This is a genomic window from Rheinheimera sp. KL1 (genome assembly GCF_001275035.1).
Classification (GTDB): Bacteria; Pseudomonadota; Gammaproteobacteria; order Enterobacterales; family Alteromonadaceae; genus Pararheinheimera; species Pararheinheimera tangshanensis.
Window position 1 is genome coordinate 59610 of record NZ_LAMX01000029.1, and the last position, 18223, is coordinate 77832.

Annotated in this window: 22 protein-coding genes and 1 pseudogene; 13 read left to right on the plus strand and 10 right to left on the minus strand. The window is 46.4% G+C overall.

Features of this window, described 5'->3' with window-relative positions; genetic code table 11:
• Positions 1–157 precede the first annotated feature (157 nt).
• The 7 genes from nhaB (at position 158) to WH43_RS17215 (ending at position 7750) form a co-directional block, all read left to right on the plus strand.
• Positions 158–1747, plus strand: a complete 1590-nt coding sequence (gene nhaB / locus WH43_RS17185; protein ID WP_082335848.1) for a sodium/proton antiporter NhaB — start codon at positions 158–160, stop codon at positions 1745–1747.
• A 228-nt stretch (positions 1748–1975) separates the two neighbouring features.
• Entirely contained in the window at positions 1976–4774 is a 2799-nt protein-coding gene (locus WH43_RS17190) for a monovalent cation/H+ antiporter subunit A (protein ID WP_286049967.1), read from the plus strand.
• On the plus strand, positions 4774–5130 hold the full coding sequence (locus WH43_RS17195; protein WP_053425803.1) for a Na+/H+ antiporter subunit C: 357 nt from the start codon (positions 4774–4776) through the stop codon (positions 5128–5130). The genes WH43_RS17190 and WH43_RS17195 overlap by 1 nt, the downstream gene beginning before the upstream one ends.
• Complete coding sequence (locus WH43_RS17200) at positions 5127–6617, plus strand: monovalent cation/H+ antiporter subunit D (protein ID WP_053425804.1); 1491 nt, start codon at positions 5127–5129, stop codon at positions 6615–6617. The genes WH43_RS17195 and WH43_RS17200 overlap by 4 nt, the downstream gene beginning before the upstream one ends.
• Complete coding sequence (locus WH43_RS17205) at positions 6617–7126, plus strand: Na+/H+ antiporter subunit E (protein ID WP_053425805.1); 510 nt, start codon at positions 6617–6619, stop codon at positions 7124–7126. The genes WH43_RS17200 and WH43_RS17205 overlap by 1 nt, the downstream gene beginning before the upstream one ends.
• On the plus strand, positions 7126–7395 hold the full coding sequence (locus WH43_RS17210; RefSeq protein ID WP_053425806.1) for a K+/H+ antiporter subunit F: 270 nt from the start codon (positions 7126–7128) through the stop codon (positions 7393–7395). Before WH43_RS17205 ends, WH43_RS17210 begins: the two co-directional genes overlap by 1 nt.
• A gap of 22 nt (positions 7396–7417) precedes the next feature.
• Positions 7418–7750 (plus strand): Na+/H+ antiporter subunit G, encoded by a 333-nt coding sequence (locus tag WH43_RS17215; RefSeq protein WP_053425807.1) that lies wholly within the window; start codon positions 7418–7420, stop codon positions 7748–7750.
• A 21-nt stretch (positions 7751–7771) separates the two neighbouring features.
• On the opposite strand, the gene WH43_RS17220 is transcribed toward WH43_RS17215, so the two are convergent.
• From WH43_RS17220 to WH43_RS17265, 10 genes and pseudogenes are all read right to left on the minus strand, one after another.
• Positions 7772–8050, minus strand: a complete 279-nt coding sequence (locus WH43_RS17220; RefSeq protein WP_053425808.1) for an HPr family phosphocarrier protein — start codon at positions 8048–8050, stop codon at positions 7772–7774.
• Positions 8040–8897: an RNase adapter RapZ gene (gene rapZ, locus WH43_RS17225; RefSeq protein WP_053425809.1), complete on the minus strand. Its 858-nt coding sequence runs from the start codon at positions 8895–8897 to the stop codon at positions 8040–8042. The genes WH43_RS17220 and rapZ overlap by 11 nt, the downstream gene beginning before the upstream one ends.
• A complete protein-coding gene (gene ptsN / locus WH43_RS17230; RefSeq protein ID WP_286049973.1) occupies positions 8894–9349 on the minus strand; it encodes a PTS IIA-like nitrogen regulatory protein PtsN in 456 nt (151 codons plus the stop codon). Before ptsN ends, rapZ begins: the two co-directional genes overlap by 4 nt.
• A gap of 25 nt (positions 9350–9374) precedes the next feature.
• The gene (gene hpf / locus WH43_RS17235) at positions 9375–9662 is read right to left on the minus strand and encodes a ribosome hibernation promoting factor (RefSeq protein WP_046520423.1); all 288 of its coding nucleotides are present in this window, start codon (positions 9660–9662) and stop codon (positions 9375–9377) included.
• 25 nt (positions 9663–9687) lie between these two features.
• Positions 9688–11180: pseudogene (locus WH43_RS17240) on the minus strand (RNA polymerase factor sigma-54).
• A gap of 47 nt (positions 11181–11227) precedes the next feature.
• Positions 11228–11950, minus strand: a complete 723-nt coding sequence (lptB, locus tag WH43_RS17245; RefSeq protein ID WP_053425811.1) for an LPS export ABC transporter ATP-binding protein — start codon at positions 11948–11950, stop codon at positions 11228–11230.
• Positions 11947–12444, minus strand: coding sequence for a lipopolysaccharide transport periplasmic protein LptA (lptA, locus tag WH43_RS17250; protein ID WP_053425812.1), 498 nt, complete (start codon positions 12442–12444; stop codon positions 11947–11949). Before lptA ends, lptB begins: the two co-directional genes overlap by 4 nt.
• On the minus strand, positions 12434–12988 hold the full coding sequence (gene lptC / locus WH43_RS17255) for an LPS export ABC transporter periplasmic protein LptC (RefSeq protein ID WP_053425813.1): 555 nt from the start codon (positions 12986–12988) through the stop codon (positions 12434–12436). Before lptC ends, lptA begins: the two co-directional genes overlap by 11 nt.
• A complete protein-coding gene (kdsC, locus tag WH43_RS17260) occupies positions 12985–13542 on the minus strand; it encodes a 3-deoxy-manno-octulosonate-8-phosphatase KdsC (protein WP_053425814.1) in 558 nt (185 codons plus the stop codon). Before kdsC ends, lptC begins: the two co-directional genes overlap by 4 nt.
• A complete protein-coding gene (locus WH43_RS17265; RefSeq protein WP_053425815.1) occupies positions 13542–14510 on the minus strand; it encodes a KpsF/GutQ family sugar-phosphate isomerase in 969 nt (322 codons plus the stop codon). The genes kdsC and WH43_RS17265 overlap by 1 nt, the downstream gene beginning before the upstream one ends.
• 437 nt (positions 14511–14947) lie before the next feature.
• On the opposite strand from WH43_RS17265, the gene WH43_RS17270 reads away from it, so the two are divergent.
• From WH43_RS17270 to WH43_RS17295, 6 genes are read left to right on the plus strand one after another with little or no spacing between them, the layout of a single operon-like run.
• Positions 14948–15751 carry an ATP-binding cassette domain-containing protein gene (locus WH43_RS17270; RefSeq protein ID WP_053425816.1) on the plus strand — a complete coding sequence of 268 codons (804 nt, stop codon included), beginning with the start codon at positions 14948–14950 and terminating at the stop codon, positions 15749–15751.
• The gene (mlaE, locus tag WH43_RS17275) at positions 15748–16530 is read left to right on the plus strand and encodes a lipid asymmetry maintenance ABC transporter permease subunit MlaE (protein WP_053425817.1); all 783 of its coding nucleotides are present in this window, start codon (positions 15748–15750) and stop codon (positions 16528–16530) included. The genes WH43_RS17270 and mlaE overlap by 4 nt, the downstream gene beginning before the upstream one ends.
• A 3-nt stretch (positions 16531–16533) precedes the next feature.
• Entirely contained in the window at positions 16534–17001 is a 468-nt protein-coding gene (gene mlaD / locus WH43_RS17280; RefSeq protein WP_053425818.1) for an outer membrane lipid asymmetry maintenance protein MlaD, read from the plus strand.
• Between the two features lie 2 nt (positions 17002–17003).
• Positions 17004–17669 (plus strand): MlaC/ttg2D family ABC transporter substrate-binding protein, encoded by a 666-nt coding sequence (locus tag WH43_RS17285; protein WP_053425819.1) that lies wholly within the window; start codon positions 17004–17006, stop codon positions 17667–17669.
• The gene (locus WH43_RS17290) at positions 17656–17967 is read left to right on the plus strand and encodes an STAS domain-containing protein (protein ID WP_185148525.1); all 312 of its coding nucleotides are present in this window, start codon (positions 17656–17658) and stop codon (positions 17965–17967) included. The genes WH43_RS17285 and WH43_RS17290 overlap by 14 nt, the downstream gene beginning before the upstream one ends.
• Positions 17957–18214 (plus strand): BolA family protein, encoded by a 258-nt coding sequence (locus tag WH43_RS17295; protein ID WP_053425821.1) that lies wholly within the window; start codon positions 17957–17959, stop codon positions 18212–18214. Before WH43_RS17290 ends, WH43_RS17295 begins: the two co-directional genes overlap by 11 nt.
• Positions 18215–18223: the final 9 nt, after the last annotated feature.

Below are 18223 nucleotides of genomic sequence, written 5' to 3' on the forward strand. Positions count from 1 at the left end.
TTGAATCTGTCTGGACAAACCCTGATGCGCTATGTATAACAAACTGAACTACCTGATAATTTCTGTGCTAATTGTCATCACCTTTACACAGAATTGAACTATGGTAAATAACAAAACATAAATCCAACACGCAACAATTCGAATTTGGGTAAACACTATGAAACCATCAGGCATGGCTTTGGCCTTGTACAATAACTTTCTTGGGCAGGCGCCTAACTGGTACAAACTAAGTATCATCGCTTTTCTTTTTATCAACCCCATTTTGTTTTTGCAAAACCCCTACATAGCCGGTTGGGCTTTAGTGGTTGAGTTTATTTTCACTCTGGCGATGGCTTTAAAATGTTACCCATTGCAGCCTGGTGGCTTATTGGTGCTGCAGGCCATCGTGATGGGCATGACCAGTACCACTAAGGTGATGCATGAAATTGAAGTGAATATCGAAGTGATTTTACTGCTGGTCTTTATGGTGGCAGGTATTCATTTTGTCAAAGACCTGCTGTTATTTGTCTTTACCAAGTTACTGATCCGTGTGCGTTCTAAAACCCGATTATCTTTAGCTTTTGTCTGCATGGCGGCATTTTTATCGGCTTTTTTAGATGCCTTAACAGTAGTTGCTGTAATTATTGCTGTAGGTATCGGTTTTTACGCGATTTACCACAAAATATCCTCTGGCAAAAAATTCCCAGACCCACACAACCACAATGAAGATTGTGATGTCGCTGAATTGTCCCGTGCGGATTTAGATGCGTTTCGTGGTTTTTTACGTAACCTGCTGATGCACGCTGGTGTTGGTACGGCCTTGGGTGGCGTGTCCACTATGGTCGGCGAGCCACAAAACCTGATTATTGCTGAAGCTGTTGGTTGGGGTTTTGCTGAATTTGCATTGCGGATGGCCGCTGTCAGCATCCCTGTGCTGATTGCTGGTTTACTGACGACCATAGTACTGGAAAAATTCCGTTTATTCGATTTTGGTGTGCGTTTACCTGAAGCAGTGCAGGATGTATTGATTGCCTATGATAATTATCAGACCGAACGTATGACGGCATCTGACGTGAGTAAATTATGGGTTCAAAGCATCATCGCTGTTTTGCTGGTTGTTTGTCTAAGTTTGCATTTAGCTTCTGTTGGTTTAATAGGTTTAATGGTAATTATTCTGGCGACCACCTTCTGTGGTGTGACGGAAGAACATGCGATAGGTAAAGCCTTTCAGGAAGCCTTGCCATTTACCTCTTTACTCGTGGTATTTTTTGCCGTAGTGGCCGTGATTATTGACCAGCATTTATTTAAACCTGTGATTGATTTTGTGCTGACCTTCGATGGTCAGCAGCAGATGGCGGTGTTGTTTATGGCCAATGGCTTGTTATCCATGGTCAGTGATAATGTGTTTGTCGGTACCGTCTATATCAATGAAGTGAAATCCGCTTGGGAAGCGGGCACCATCAGTCGTGAACAGTTTGAAATGCTGGCTATTGCGATTAATGCGGGTACCAACTTGCCAAGTGTGGCGACACCAAATGGACAAGCAGCATTTTTATTCCTGCTGACCAGTGCTTTGGCTCCGTTGATCCGCTTGTCCTATATGAAAATGGTTTGGATGGCAGTGCCTTACACTATAGTGCTGGCGATAGTGGGTTTACTGAGCACCACCTTCTTGCTGCCTGAAGTGACTCATTGGATGTATGCCGCAGGTTGGATCCATCATTATGATGCCGCAGCTGCTGCAGCAGCAGTAGCGACAGGGCACTAAGTTGTTATGGATCAGAGGGGTATTCCTCTGATCCTTTGTTTTTCCCTCTTCAGCTTGTCATGCACCGGAACGTCTGGACAGCCTTTATCCATAAAGGTATAAAGTACGGCATATAAGATTTTTGGGGTATTTCACCCTCTGTCTGGCGCAATAGAATATGCTGCTTGGCATACTGCTCAGGTTGTTTTGTGTTGGAGCTGACTGAGCCTGCAAAGAGGACGCAAATACATGATTGAACTTCTGTTTCTGGTTTTACTTCCCTTGATTGGTTCAGTAGTGCCAGTGCTGACAAAAAGCTGGTCGCGTAGTTATAGTGCTTTGGCTACAGCGATACTACCCGCAGGAGCTTTAGCCGTTGTTCTGCAGCTCGCACCTGCCATCTTTTCCGGTGAAACCTTATTCTACCAAATACCGTGGGTCGAAGCCTTGGGGTTGTCATTAAGCTTTAGGCTGGATGGCTTATCTCTGCTGTTCGCACTACTGATCTTGTGTATTGGTTTATTGGTGATCTTATACGCCCGATATTATCTGGCTGTCACAGATTCGATGGCACGTTTTTACGGTTTTTTGATGCTGTTTATGACCGCCATGCTGGGGATAGTTTTATCGAATAACTTATTACAGCTTTGGCTATTTTGGGAGCTGACCAGTATCAGTTCTTTTTTACTGATCAGTTTCTGGTGGCATAGAGCAGACGCGCGAAGCGGTGCCCGTATGGCATTAACCATCACAGGTTTTGGTGGTTTAGCTTTACTGGCTGGCATTTTGCTTATTGGTCAGGTGTTGGGTAGTTTTGAGCTGGATGTACTGTTATCTAAAGCTGACGTACTGCAACAGCATAGCCTCTATCCGGTGATTCTTATTCTGGTGTTGTTGGGAGCTTTTACTAAATCAGCTCAGTTCCCGTTTCATTTCTGGTTACCTAATGCGATGTCGGCGCCAACTCCTGTCAGTGCTTATTTGCATTCGGCTACTATGGTCAAAGCTGGTATTTTTTTGCTGGCGCGGATGTATCCGTTATTAGCTGGCTCAGATTTATGGTTCTTACTGGTCACTATCACCGGTATGACAACTCTGTTGGTGGGCGCTTATCTGGCTTTGTTCCAGCACGATTTGAAAGGCTTGCTGGCTTATTCCACCATTAGTCATTTGGGTTTGATTACCTTGTTGCTGGGTTTAGACACTGACTTGGCCACAGTGGCTGCGATTTTTCATATTATCAATCACGCTATTTTTAAAGCCTCGTTGTTTATGGCTGCAGGTATTATCGACCATGAATCCGGTTCGCGGGATATGCGAAAACTGAACGGACTCTGGCAATTTATGCCGGTAACAGCCACGCTCGCTATGGTGGCATCAGCATCTATGGCTGGGGTGCCTTTACTCAATGGCTTCTTATCCAAAGAGATGTTTTTTGCCGAAACGCTGCACCAGGATGTGTTAGGCGCATTGTCCTGGCTGATCCCTGTGCTGGCTACAGTAGCGGCCACTTTATCTGTGGCTTATTCAGCCCGTTTTATTCATGACGTATTTTTTAACGGCCAGCCGAAGGGTTTGCCCCGCACTCCGCATGAACCACCCCGTTATATGCGGGTGCCGGTCGAAATTTTAGTGGCGCTTTGTATTTTGGTGGGTTTAGCTCCGCAATACATTGTGGGAGATTTATTGGCTGTCGCTTCTAGCGCCGCATTAGGCGGACCTTTACCTGAATACAGTTTATCGATTTGGCATGGTGTGAATTTGCCGCTGATGATGAGTGTGATGGCGCTGACTTTAGGTATTTTGCTGTACCTGAACCGCAAGCACTTATTTCGTTTCCAGGCTGAGTTGCCCGAGTTGAATCCTTTGGTGTTATTCGAGCAAAAGATAAAAGCCTTGCTAAGCACTGCGCAAAAATGGCATCAGAAGTTTGAGTCTTCTGAGTTGCAACGCTATTTATTGTGGATGTTCCTAATCGTTATCGTATTGCTAATTTGGCCGCTACAGCAAATGGGCCAGTTTACGCAGCATAACACTATGTTACCTGTAGATGGCCTGATGTTAACTGCCGTACTGGTCGCTATCATCGCTGCTTTTGCAACCGTATTGTGTCAACGCCAGCGTTTATTGGCCTTGGTGATGATCTCTATCGTGGGTCTGGTTGTGACGCTGATTTTTGTGCGTTTTTCAGCACCGGATCTGGCGTTAACTCAGTTGTCTGTTGAAGTGGTGACCATAGTACTGCTGATGTTGGCGCTGTTTTTCCTGCCGCATAAAATCAGCAGGGCATCCAATGCTGGCCGACTTATTCGTGATGGAGCTATAGCTTCTGTCTGTGGTGTGGTGATTGGCAGTTTAAGTTACGCCATGATGCTGGAGCCGCAGCAGCGGATCTCTGACTTTTTCCTGGCCAATGCTAAAACAGGGGGCGGTGGCTATAACGTCGTTAACGTCATTCTGGTCGACTTCCGCGGTTTTGATACCTTGGGCGAAATTACCGTATTGGGCATTGCCGCTTTAGGGATCTTTAAGTTATTAACCCGGTTGCCTTTATTTAAACCCACCTCAGACGCACAAGGACGGCAATGGGCGCTGGATAAACACCCTATGCTGCTGGCTGTAGTGTCACAGGCTTTATTGCCTCTGGCGCTGCTGGTCTCGGTGTATATCTTTTTCCGTGGTCATAACTTACCAGGTGGCGGATTTGTGGCGGGTTTAATCACGGCTATCGCTATTATTTTGCAGTATGTAGCCCAAGGCGTGGATTGGGTAAAACAGCGGCTGACGCTGGAATACCATAGGCTGGTTGCGGCAGGTGTGCTGATTTCCGCCCTGACAGGCGCCGCCAGTTGGCTGTTTGAGCGACCTTTTTTAACCTCCTGGTTTGATTACTTCCAGTTACCGCTTTTAGGCGAAATTGAGCTGGCCAGCGCTATCGCTTTTGATTTAGGGGTTTATCTGACCGTAGTAGGGTCTACGCTGATGATTTTGGCCAATCTGGGCAAAATGACCACGGACCATAGACCTGTGCATGAGGGGCAAAACTAATGGAATTACTGGTTGCAATCATCATAGGGGTTTTAACCTGCAGTGCCGTCTTTCTGATTTTACGGGCCAGAACCTTCGCCGTGATGCTGGGGCTGACCATGTTGTCTTACGCCGTCAATTTATTCATTTTTGCCAGTGGTGGTTTAAAGATGGGAGCTGGCGCTGTGCTTAAAGCGACAGAAGACTATGCTGACCCTTTGCCTCAAGCCTTGGTATTAACCGCCATCGTCATTGGTTTTGCGATGACGGCTTTTCTGGTGGTGTTGTCTATCCGCGCCCGCGCTGATTTAGGTAATGATCATGTCGACGGTAAATTGCCGGTAGCGAAAAATACCCGACAGGGGGCTTCGTCATGAACCATTTGATTATCCTGCCTATTCTCTGGCCTTTGTTAGTGGCTCTGCTGACGATGCTGCCGCCTTTTGATCAGAACTTGTTACTACGCCGCTGCTTAAGTGTCGGAGGCTCTGCGGTACTGGTGCTGCTGAGTGTGATGCTGGTGATTCAAAGCACGGATGGCCCGGCCCAACTCTATCAACTGGGCAACTGGCCTGCGCCTTTTGGCATCAGCCTACTGCTGGACCAAGTCAGCAGTCTGATGTTGTGTCTGACCTCTGTGTTAGCTTTGGCGGCCAGTTTATATGCCAGCAGTGGTGAAGATGAAAACGGTCCTTTTTTCCACGCCTTACTACATTTCCAACTGATGGGGATTAACGGCGCCTTTTTAACCGCTGACTTATTTAACTTGTTTGTATTTTTTGAAGTGCTGTTGATTGCCTCGTACTCCTTAATGATCCATGGCGGTGGTAAAGCCAAGACCAAAGCAGCAGTGCATTATGTGATTCTGAATCTAGTTGGTTCTGCGCTATTTTTATTTGCGCTGGCGCTGATTTATGGCGCTACAGGCACCTTAAATATGCTGGATTTAGGCACCAAAGTGGCCGCTTTGTCTGACACTCAACTGCAATTATTACAGGCTGCAGTTGCATTACTCTTGGTGGTGTTTGGCTTAAAAGCTGCTGTGATGCCTTTGCATTTTTGGTTAGGCAATGCCTATTCTTCCGCTTCACCAGCAGTGGCTGCTTTGTTTGCCATTATGACTAAAGTAGGTATTTATAGCTTATTACGCGTTTTTGCAATGGTATTGCAGGATGCAGGTTTTGTCGCCAGCTGGGTGTTCCCTGTGTTGTGGTGGACGGGCTTACTAACCATAGTGATGGGTGTGTTGGGTGTTTTGGCCAGCGAAGACTTACGCAAAATGGCCAGCTATCTGGTGATTGTATCGGTAGGGGCTTTGGTCGCTATTTTATCTTTAGGCACACCGGAGTCGGTGCAGGCGCTGTTGTATTATCTGGTGCACTCAACGCTTGCTACGGCGGCTTTGTTTTTACTGGCGGATTTGATTGCTAACCAGCGTGGCAAAGCTGGGGATAGGCTGGTGAACGGCCGCAAAATCGCTCAGCCTGTGTTACTTGGCACTGCTTTTATTGTCGTGGCGCTCAGTATTGTAGGCATGCCTCCTTTTTCTGGTTTTATAGGCAAGCTATTACTGCTGCAGGCTGTGCCGCAAGGCGGCGCCATGTTGTGGTACTGGTCATTTTTACTAGGCAGCAGTGTGGTGTTGCTGATTGCTCTGAGCAGAGCGGGTAGCATTCTGTTCTGGCAGGTATCAGGCTCAGATGTTGACGCTCGTCTTGCTGGAAGTCGCCGCACCAGCGCTTTACTGTTGCTGGTCGCAGCGAGTCCACTATTAAGCTTGTTTGCCGGACCATTAACGACCTGGTGTCAGGCTGCTGCGGTGCAGTTACAGCAAATTGCCAATCTTAGTCCGGGAGCCTTCTAATGTTGTCTTTAAAGAACTGGTGGCCAACCCCTGTCCGTAGCCTGTTTTTGTTTCTGGTCTGGTTATTACTGAATAACAGTGTGGCGTTGATCCATCTGTTTTTTGGTTTGTTGCTGGCCTGGCTGATCCCTTTACTTATCCATAAGTTTCGTTTGATCCAGCCCGGTATTAAAAAGCCTGGCGCAGCTCTCACTTATGGCTTGATGGTGCTGTGGGATATTATTGTCGCTAACCTGCAGGTGATTAGGCTGGTGTTGGGTCCTAACAAAAAACTGCGGCCTGCTTTTGTTTTAGTACCGCTGGATTTAACGGATAATCTGGCCATTACCATACTGGCGAGCACTGTATCTTTAACTCCAGGTACTGTTAGTGCTGATGTGCTGTCACTCAATGCTGAAGGCGCAGAGCAGCGTTTTTTACTGCTGCATGTGTTGGATTTAGCAGATGAAGCAGAACTGATTGATCAGGTGAAACAACGCTATGAAGCACCATTAAAGGAGATATTTTAATGCTGGCTTTAATACTACAAGGTTGTTTTGTGGTGGTAGGTTTGGCGCTGGTGCTGAATTTATACGCCGCTATTCGCGGGCCTTCAGTGGTGGATCGTTTGTTGGCACTGGATACCATGTATATCAACAGCATAGCGCTGCTGCTGCTGTACGGCATTTATCTGGGCACCAGCTTAAATTTTGAAGTGGCGTTACTGATCGCCATGTTAGGTTTTGTCAGCACAGTGGCTGTTTGTAAGTTTTTGCTGCGCGGCGATATTATTGAGTAAGTCAGCGAATAAGGAGTAACAGATGAGCATGATTGAATGGCTAGTGGCACTCTTGGCTGTGGCGGGTTCGTTATTTGTTTTAATGGGCTCGGTAGCGCTGGTGAAACTACCGGACTTCTACACCCGTTTGCATGGCCCGACTAAAGCTACAACCTTAGGTTTGGGGGCTTTGGTGTTGTCTTCTATGGCTTATTTTAACTTCGTCAAAGGCGAGCTGAGTTTGCAGCAATTGCTTATCGCGTTGTTTTTATTTATTACGGCACCCATTACAGCCCATATGCTGATTAAAGCGGCATTGCACTTAAAGCTGGACAGCGCAGAACGGACATCAGGGCAACAAAAAGCAGATCTTTAGTGAGATCTGCGGCAGGGTCTATTAGTTTTCTTCGTCAAAACCGTTTTCAATCAAAGCCACCACAGCACTCAGTGCCTCTTGCGCCTGAGCACCTTCAGTACAGACTTCCAAAGTTTTACCTTTGCTGCTTGCCAGCATCAACAATGCGAGCACGCTGCTGGCATCTGCGGTCTGGCCTTCCTGTTGTAATTCAATTTTTGCATCAAACTGACGACATAACTGCACCAGCTTAGTGGCAGCTCTGGCGTGTAAACCCAGTTGATTGACTATGGTGACTGTTTGTCGAAGTTTATCGGCCATGATGTCTTACCAATTCGCGGTGACGGATTTGTACGTCTTCGCGTTGTAAACGGTAACTTTCTGCCAGAGATTCAGCGATGTACACAGAACGGTGTTGTCCGCCGGTACAGCCTATGGCAATCGTCAGATAGCTGCGATTATTGCGTTCTAAATGCGGTAACCAGGTACCGATAAACTGATTGATTTGCCAGATATATTGAGCCACTACCGCCTGAGATGACAGATAGTTTTGTACAGGTTTATCTAATCCTGTCAGGATCTTCAGCTCTGGTTCCCAATGTGGGTTTGGTAAAAAGCGCGCATCAAATACATAGTCAGCATCTTTGGGAATACCGTATTTAAAACCAAAAGATTCAAACAAAATAACTAGCCGGCCAGTTTTTTGCCCCAGAATACGCTCTCTAAGCTGCTCTGCCAGCTGATGCACGTTCAGCTCTGTGGTATCCAGATACAAATCTGCGCGGCTGGAGATGGGGTCCAGTAGCTGCTGTTCGCGTTGTATGGCTTCATCCAGTGACATGGCTTGATGCGACAGCGGATGCAAGCGACGTGTCTCACTGAAGCGTTTAATCAGGCTGGTATGGTCGGCGTCGAGGTAAAGAATGGTCAGATCAACTTTGTGCGGCAGATAAGACAGAATATCGGTCAGCTCATCCGGGTCTTGTGGCAAGTTGCGCACGTCGATACTGACAGCAACCCGTTCATATTGACCCATCACGGCATTCGCTAAAGTCGGCAGTAAATTAACCGGGATGTTATCTACACAATAATAACCAAGATCTTCCATGACGCGCAGGGCAACAGATTTGCCCGAACCCGATCGACCGCTGACGACCAATAACTTCATTTTGCCAACACCTGTTCAGCTCCCACCATCAGCAATTGATACAAATCATGGCTGCTGGCACTGTGACGGATTTTTTTGGTGAATTCTTTCTGACTGAGCATACGGGCTATGCCGGACAAGGTGGATAAATGTGTCTGACATTGATTTTCTGGGATCAGGATGGCACAAAAAATATCGACAGCCTGGTTATCAATAGCATCAAACTGTATTGGATCCTTGCTGACAACAAACACCAGCAAAGGCGTAGTGACATTTTTTAGTTTGCCATGAGGAATGGCAATACCACCGCCAATACCTGTGGAACCGAGTTTCTCGCGGCTCATCAGGGCTTCGAGTATGTTGTACTCAGGGACTTCCGGTAAACGCTGATGTGCCAGTTCAGCTATGTATTCCAGAATGCGTTTTTTACTATTAAAAAGGACCGCACTCTTGGTGCAGTCCTCCGATAACATTGAGCTCAGGTTCATAGTTTCAGAATCAATGACGAGAAATTTTCTCTTTATGTTTAATAACTTGGCGATCCAGTTTATCGATCAGCTGGTCTATCGCAGCGTACATATTTTCGTCTTCCGATACAGCGAATACTTCACCTCCATTGAGGTGTAACTTAGCCTCTGCAATCTGCTTCAATTTTTCCACGTTCAGCACTACATGTACATTATTAATATGATCAAAATGACGTTCAAGTTTGGAAAATTTGCTATCGACGTACTCTCTCAGTGCTTCAGTGATTTCTACATGACGACCAGTTAAGTTGATTTGCATAGACTCTTCCTTCTTTTTAGAGCTGTTAAAGCAAGCTCTTGCGCTGATTAGACGGCGGAATAAACAAGGCTTCACGATACTTGGCAATGGTACGCCGTGCGACATTAATCCCTTGTTCTGACAGTATTTCTGCCATCCTGCTATCACTCAAAGGTTTGGCAGGATTTTCCGCCGCCACCAATTTTTTTATAAAGGCGCGGATTGCGGTGGATGAACATTCACCGCCACTCTCTGTACTTACATGACTGGAGAAAAAGAACTTAAGTTCAAATATTCCTCTGGGAGTGTGCATATATTTTTGTGTGGTCACACGGGAAATAGTTGATTCATGCATGCCCACCATCTCTGCGACATCGTTTAACACCATGGGTTTCATGGCTTCTTCACCGTGCTCAAAGAAAGCCTGTTGTTGCTGCACTATGCAGTTGGCCACTTTAAGTAAAGTTTCGTTGCGACTTTCCAGACTCTTTAAAAACCACTTGGCTTCCTGCAAATGGGAGCGAATAAATTGACCATCGGATGCGTTACGGGCGTTACGTGACATGGCGGCGTATTGCTCGTTTATTCTGATTTTTGGCATCGCATCAGGTTGAGCTCAACCATCCAGCGTCCTTTAATTTTCGCCACCGACACATCCGGAATCACATAGGACTGTTCTTGTCGAATCACATCTGCCCCAGGTCGTGGGTTCAGGCTGTGAATAAGCCGCATCACTTCTTTTAAATCATCTTCTTTGAGTTTAGTCACACGCATCAGAGAACGGAAATCTCTGTTGGCTAAAAAGTCAGTATATTCTTTAATAATATGCCGAGTTTCCGCCAGATAAGGAGTTTTAGGATCGAATTGGCGCAGTTGTACCAATAAACACTCCTGAATGCTGCGGGCTCCGACACCAACAGGGTCGAATAACTGGATACGTTTGATTACCGCTTCGACTTCGTCCGCTTCCACATCAGGCATGCCCAAAGACTCAAGAATTTCGTCTGTATCTATCGTCAGTAAACCGTTTTCGTCGATCGCTTCGATGATGATTTCGGCAATGGTTCGGTCAGTGTCGGAAAAAGGTGTTAGCTGCATTTGCCAACGTAAATAGTCCTGCAGGCTTTCTGTGGTTTCGCCCTGAAACACCGTATCTTCATCGCCATTGAAGTTATTAGCGCCTGCTACAGGGGCTGCGCTGACTAAATCATCCCAATGGCTATCCAGTGGCAAATCTTCTTTGATGTTTTGCTCGGACATCGCTTCGCTGCTGTCTTTGACTTCAGGTTCGTAATGCTCATCATGGCTGATGTCGTAGTCAGCGGAATCAAACTCGGCGCCATGATTTAGATCTTTAGAGGAAGGTTCCTGAAATACAGCATAGTCGTCTTCAGCTTCAAGCAAAGGATTAGCATCCAGCGCTTCCTGAATTTCCTGTTGCAGTTCAATGGTAGATAATTGCAGCAGTTTTATTGCTTGCTGCAATTGCGGAGTCATTGTGAGCTGCTGACCAAGACGAAGTTGCAGAGACGGTTTCATGTACTTCTTATTTTCTCCAAACAACCCTATTCGGATGTTGTTTTAAACTATAACCTGAATTGCTCACCAAGGTAGACATCACGAACTTGTTGGTTTGCTAAAACCTCAGCCGGGGTACCTGCAGCAATCAGTTCTCCATGACTTACAATATAGGCAATTTCACAGACATCAAGAGTTTCGCGCACATTGTGGTCAGTGATCAGCACGCCTATACCTCGTTGGCACAGATGCTGAATGATTTTTTTAATATCTAACACTGAAATAGGATCAACACCAGCAAAAGGTTCATCTAAAAGGATAAATGCCGGATCTGCGGCCAATGCTCTGGCTATTTCCACCCGGCGACGTTCACCACCGGATAAACTCATGCCCAGGCTATTACGGATATGGCCTATATGAAATTCGTCCAGCAGCGCATCTGCTTTTTCTTCGCGCTGCTCTTCGGTTAAATCTTTGCGATGCTGCAAAATGGCCAGCAGGTTGTCGTAGACCGTTAGTTTGCGGAATATTGAGCTTTCCTGCGGCAGGTAGCCAATGCCGGAACGGGCGCGGGCATGAATGGGATCAAAAGTGATCTCTTTGCCATCCAAAGTGATTTCGCCTTTATCGGAAGGGACTAAGCCGACAATCATATAAAAGGTTGTGGTCTTTCCCGCACCATTTGGCCCAAGTAAACCGACAATTTGACCTGCATTCACTTCCAGACTGACGTCTTTGACCACCTGACGGCCTTTATAACTTTTAGCCAGATGGGACGCGACTAACTTCATTCTTGTTTTCCTTCCGGGCTGAACACAGTCGTCACTCGTTCGGTTTTTTTACCGTCAGACTCCGCTTCCAGCTCTTGTTTTTCAAGGTTGTATTTAATCACTGCACCTTGCACCATGCTGCCATTTTGACTCAGTTCCGCATTACCAGTCAGCACCAGCGTGCCATTGGCTACGTCGTAGCGGATTTCATTCGCACTGGCTTTGATTGGCTTTTCACCATCGAGCAGCTGTGAATAGGTGGCTGGTTGGCCTGAAGCAATAAACACCTCTTTGCCTTTCCCCGCGCTGGCAATGACTTCAAGTTTGTCGGCTTCAATCAGTAAGCTGCCTTGCTCTACTTTGACGTTATCGACAAAAGTCATCACCTTGTCTTTGATCGAGCCAAACTGGCGATCAGAACCGACCTGAATTTCTTTTTTGAAATCATCAGGTCCTGCCTGAACGACGCTACTGAATGTCAGAGCGATACTCAATAAAATAATGTTACTTTTCATTGTAATAAACCGTTTTAGTATGCTTTTTCAGCTCTATATTCTGTGCGTTCAAATCGGCCTGCATGCCTTGGCCTGTGATCTGGAAACCCAGCCCAAAAATCCGCACTTGTTCGCTCGATTGCAGCGTATTGCTGTTGAACAATAGCTCAACTGCATTGGTTTCTATTCGGGTAAAGAGTGGGTCTGTCGCCATATTGCGCAGTTCCACTCTGTGTTCAAGAATAAGTTTATCGTCAGGATAAAGCACAGCCTGCTCGCTTGTCACTTGCCATAATGGCACTTTTTCCTGATAAATGGTGTAGATAGGGAAATCAAATTGTAAAAAACCAAAGCGCTCGAAGTGTTCCATGCGTTGAGCCCGGATTAAATCCGACAGATGGCCTTCCTCGTTATAAATCATCCGTGTCAGATCTTGCGCCACATAATCAGGTTGACTGTCCTGATTGGCTGGCGTGCCGCTTTGTTCCTGATCCAGCAGTTGCCAACTGTAAAAACCCGCAGCACCCGCTACGATCAGCACTAACCAGAGGAATTGACGGATCATGTACTGCTTCCTGAAAATTCAGCAAATTTGCCCTGAGCGGTCAGTAGCAAATCGCAAAGTTCACGTACTGCACCAAAACCCCCGGGTAATTGACAACGGTAGTCTGCATGCAACACAAGGTAAGGATGTGCATCCTGAACTGCAACGCTTAATCCACAGTGTTGCATTACGGCCCAGTCCGCTAAGTCATCACCCATAAAGGCGATTTGTGACGCTTGGAGTCCCAGTATTTGCTGGAGTTCAGCAAAAGCAGCGAGTTTATTTTCCTGCCCCTGATAAATGTAAGGTACGGTCAGTGAGGTCATACGTTGCAGCACTATCTCTGAACGACGGCCAGTAATCACAGCCACTTCAATACCGGCATGACGCAGCGCTTTAATGCCATAGCCATCGCGGGTATGAAAAGCTTTGAGTTCTTCGCCCTGGTTGCCCATATAAATACGGCCGTCAGAAAACACACCGTCGACATCACAAATCAATAAACGGATGTGCTGCGCTTTTTGTTCCAGCTCCGGGCTGATGGCTTGATACATCTGTGAAAATAAAGACGACATCAGAGTACTCCGGCTTTTAATAAATCATGCATATTCAGCGCACCTACAGGCTGTTGTTGCTCATTGACTACGATAAGCCCGTTAATTTTTCGTTGTTCCATCACTTGTAAGGCTTCTGCCGCCAGCATAGCAGGTTTAGCCGTGATACAGTTTTTGGTCATCAGACTGGCAATACTGGCCTGATGTAAATCGACTTGTTGATCCAGAACGCGGCGTAAATCGCCATCGGTAAATAAACCTGCCAGTTTGCCGGCATCATCGACAATAGCCGTCATGCCCAAACCTTTACGGGATATTTCCAATAGTGCTTCTTTCAGACTGACCTGGTGATGAACCACTGGCAAAGCCTCACCACTGTGCATCACATCTTCCAGTCGTAATAACAAACGACGCCCTAAGCTGCCACCCGGATGAGATAAAGCAAAGTCATCAGCAGAAAAGCCCCGCACATCCAATAGCGCTACTGCTATTGCATCACCCATAGCCAAGGTTGCTGTGGTGCTGGCTGTAGGGGCCAGTCCTAAAGGGCAAGCTTCCTGTTCTACCCGAACACAGAGATGGACATTGGATAAGGTGGCTAAAGTCGATTCAGGGCGACCTGTCATACTGATCAGTTTGATACCACGACGTTTTAGTACTGGCACTATAGCCAGAACCTCTGCGGTTTCACCTGAGTTGGAAATGGCAAGGACCACATCGTCACTGGTGATCATGCCTAAGTCGCCATGACTGGCCTCAGCCGGATGCACAAAAAATGCTGGTGTGCCGGTGGAGGCTAAGGTGGCTGCAATTTTATTGGCAATATGACCCGATTTACCCATGCCAATGACAATGACCCGACCTGTGCAGTCAAACATCATCTGACAAGCCGAATTAAAACTCTCATCTATGTAAGCGGCCAGTTGGGTGACTGCTGTGGCTTCAATCTGTAATACCTGTAGAGCCTGAGGGCGAAAATCCAGAGTCATGCAAAAATCCCCATTTAATAGCCATTGTCAACTTAGTTGGATCTGTAGTTCTTTGGAAAGGATCCAGTAAGAAAATCTGCGTGATTATCCAGCTCTATTGTTTGGATGCTATATGCAAAACCAATCACTTAGGCCAGGCAGAGCTGAAATATTAAGCTGCGATTCATTTTCAGCGCGGCACACTTTATGCCCATACACAGAGGCTGATATTTTCGTGCTTCTCTGACCTAAATGCAAAAGATTACGTAAAACAATCACATTATTCTGTTTTTGCAATCAGTTGTTACTATTTTTTATAAGGTTGTTGCGGCGAAAAACCTATACAATAGCAGGCCTCTGTGAATCCGCTTCGCTTGAAGTCGTTGCTGTGCCTAGGTATATTGCGCGCCTTTAATTTTAGCGATACGCGCTACTGTTTTTTATCAACGAGGATCAACGTGTCAGATATTCTGGTAGACATTCAGCACCTGACGTTTAAACGCGGTGACCGTGTGATCTATGACGACATGAGCATGCAGTTTCAGCGTGGCAAAGTCACCGCCATTATGGGGCCAAGTGGTATTGGTAAAACCACATTATTGCGTCTTATCGGTGGTCAGCTAAAACCTGAACAGGGCAAAATTCTGGTCGATGGTCAGAATATTCCGCAGCTTAGTCGTAAAGATTTGTACAAAGCCAGGCAAAAAATGGGCATGTTGTTCCAAAGTGGCGCCATGTTCAGTGAGATGTCTGTGTATGACAATGTCGCTTTTCCTATCCGCGAGCATACCCGCTTGCCTGAAGACATCATCCGTTTGATGGTGTTGATGAAGCTCGAGGCCGTAGGATTGCGTGGTGCTCGCGATTTAATGCCAGCAGAGCTCTCTGGCGGTATGGCGCGACGAGCGGCTTTGGCCCGTGCCATTGCACTGGACCCGCAATTTATTATGTACGATGAGCCTTTTGCCGGACAGGATCCTATCTCAATGGGCGTGATAGTGCGCTTGATCCGTTCACTGAATAACGCTTTGGGCTTAACTTCTGTGGTTGTATCCCACGATGTGAATGAAGTGATGAGTATTGCCGACTATGTTTATGTAGTCGCTGAACGAAAAGTGATAGGGCAGGGCACGCCAGATGAACTTCGCGCTCATCCTTCTGCCTTAGTGCAACAGTTTTTACAGGGACAGTCTGATGGTCCTGTACCTTTCCACTTTAAAGCAGCCAATTACAGTACTGAATTAATGGAGTTAGCGAAGTGATAGTGGATAAGTTACAGCAACTCGGACAGCACAGTATTGCTAAAATCCAGGGTATGGGTCGTGCAACTTTAATGTTGTTTGGTGCCCTGATTGCCTGGCCAACACCGCGCAAAAGTTTTCCTTTGTTGCTAAAGCAGTTGTACGTGGTGGGTGTGCTGTCTTTACTGATTATTCTGGTCTCGGGGTTGTTTATCGGTATGGTGCTGGCGTTACAAGGCTACACTGTACTGTCTAAATTTGGCGCCGAACAAATGTTAGGCCCCTTGGTGGCTTTGAGCCTGCTGCGTGAGTTAGGCCCTGTGGTTACAGCGTTATTGTTTGCGGGGCGCGCAGGTAGTGCTTTGACGGCTGAAATTGGCCTGATGAAAGCAACAGAGCAGCTCTCCGGTATGGAGATGATGGCTGTGGACCCGCTGCGCCGTATTATCGCTCCCCGTTTTTGGGCTGGTGTGATCAGCATGCCATTACTGGCTTTGATCTTTACTGCCGTAGGTATTTTAGGTGGCCATCTGGTGGGTGTGGACTGGTTAGGTGTGGATGGTGGTGGTTATTGGTCAGCCATGCAGGCCAATGTCGACTTCCAGCAGGATATTCTGAACGGTGTGATTAAAAGTGTTGTCTTTGCCTTGATTGTGACCTGGATAGCCTTACATAAAGGCTTTGATGCGGTTCCAACCTCTGAAGGGATCAGTCAGGCGACCACACAGACAGTAGTCACCTCTTCTTTAGCGGTCTTAGGTTTTGACTTTATATTAACAGCTGTAATGTTTGGTGGATAAAAAATGACATCTCGCAGAATCGAAGTGTTGGTAGGTTTATTTGTTGCTCTGGCTATCGCCGCTTTTTTGTTGTTATCTCTGAAAGTAGCGAACAGCGGTATGACAGGCTCTGGTCAGACTTACATGCTGTATGCCAAGTTTGAAAATATTGGCGGCTTAAAAGTGCGTTCTCCTATTAAGGTAGGAGGCGTGGTTGTGGGGCGTGTGCGTTCTATTGAATTGAATACTGAAGAGTACTCACCTGTAGTGGCGATGGAAATTGACAGCCAATACAACAATTTTCCTGAAACCAGCTCAGTGGCTATTTTGACCTCAGGTTTATTGGGTGAACAGTATTTAGGGTTACAACCTGGTTTTGTCGACGAAACAGTCAGCATTCTGAAAAGTGGTGATTATGTAGAGGACACCAAGTCGGCTATCGTACTGGAAGAGTTGATTGGCCAATTCTTATTTAATAGAGGAAGTAACTAAGCATGAAAAATTTGCTGGTAAAAATCGCAGCTACTGCGCTGATTTCTTTTGGGCTGGTTGCTCAGGCTAGCGCCGCTGAAGTAAAAACTTATGATGACCCGTACAAAATGATTGAATCTGTAGCGGATCAAACCTTTCGCCGTATTTCTGCTGATCAACCTGTGATCCAAAAAGATTTGGAGCATTTACGCGTTATCGTCAATGAAGAGTTAGTGCCTTACATTGATAGCCGTTATGCCGCGTTTCGCGTGATAGGCAACTACATCAAACAAACCAAACCAGAAGAGCGTGACGCTTTTGTGGTGGCTTTTAAAGATTATATGGTGGCGACTTATGCTGGTGCTCTGACCCAGTATAAAAATCAAAAAGTAATTTTTGAACCAGCCAAAGCCGTAGGTAATCAGAATATTGTCACCATCAAAACCCGCGTTATTGATCCGGGCAAACCAGATATCAATATCGAGTTTAAACTGCGCCGTGCTAAAGATGCTCAAAACTGGCAGGTGTTTGACATGGTGGCTGAGGGCATTTCTCTGCTGGACAGCAAAAGAGCAGAGTTGGGTAACCTGATCCGTCAACAAGGTTTAGCCAGCGTCACCGCACTGTTAATCGAAAAATCAAAAGCTCCTATCACAGCTCCTTTGCAGGGTAATGATGCTAAAAATTAGTCAGCAAGAACAGACTCTGTTTTTTACCGGAGCTTTAGACCGGGACACAGTGCCAACCCAGTGGCCATTTAAGTTATTAAAAAAATTGAATGGCACTGTAGTGTTTGATTTCAGCGAACTGGCTTTAGTGGACACAGCAGGTCTTGCCTGGTTACTACATCAGGTGGCGCAAGCTACTAAACTGGGTTTGACTATCCAAATGCGTCGTGTGCCGGAGCAGTTAATTTCTCTGGCGCAGTTGTCAGATGTGTTGGCTTTGTTGCCACTAGAAAAAGAGGATAAAGGCCATGCAGTGTAATGACATTGAGCAACTGTTAACCGAAGAATTAAAGCTGGCTGAAGTCTATGTTAAAGCCGAAGGCAATCATTACGCTGTGACGGCAATAGGTGACTGTTTTGACGGTGTGAGCCGGGTGAAGCAGCAACAAATGATTTATGCCCCTTTGATGGCGGCTATTGCTGATGGTAGTATTCACGCTGTTTCAATAAAAACCTTCACGCCGACTCAATGGCGCCGTGAAAAATTACTTAACCCACCTGTATAGTAGTTAAAA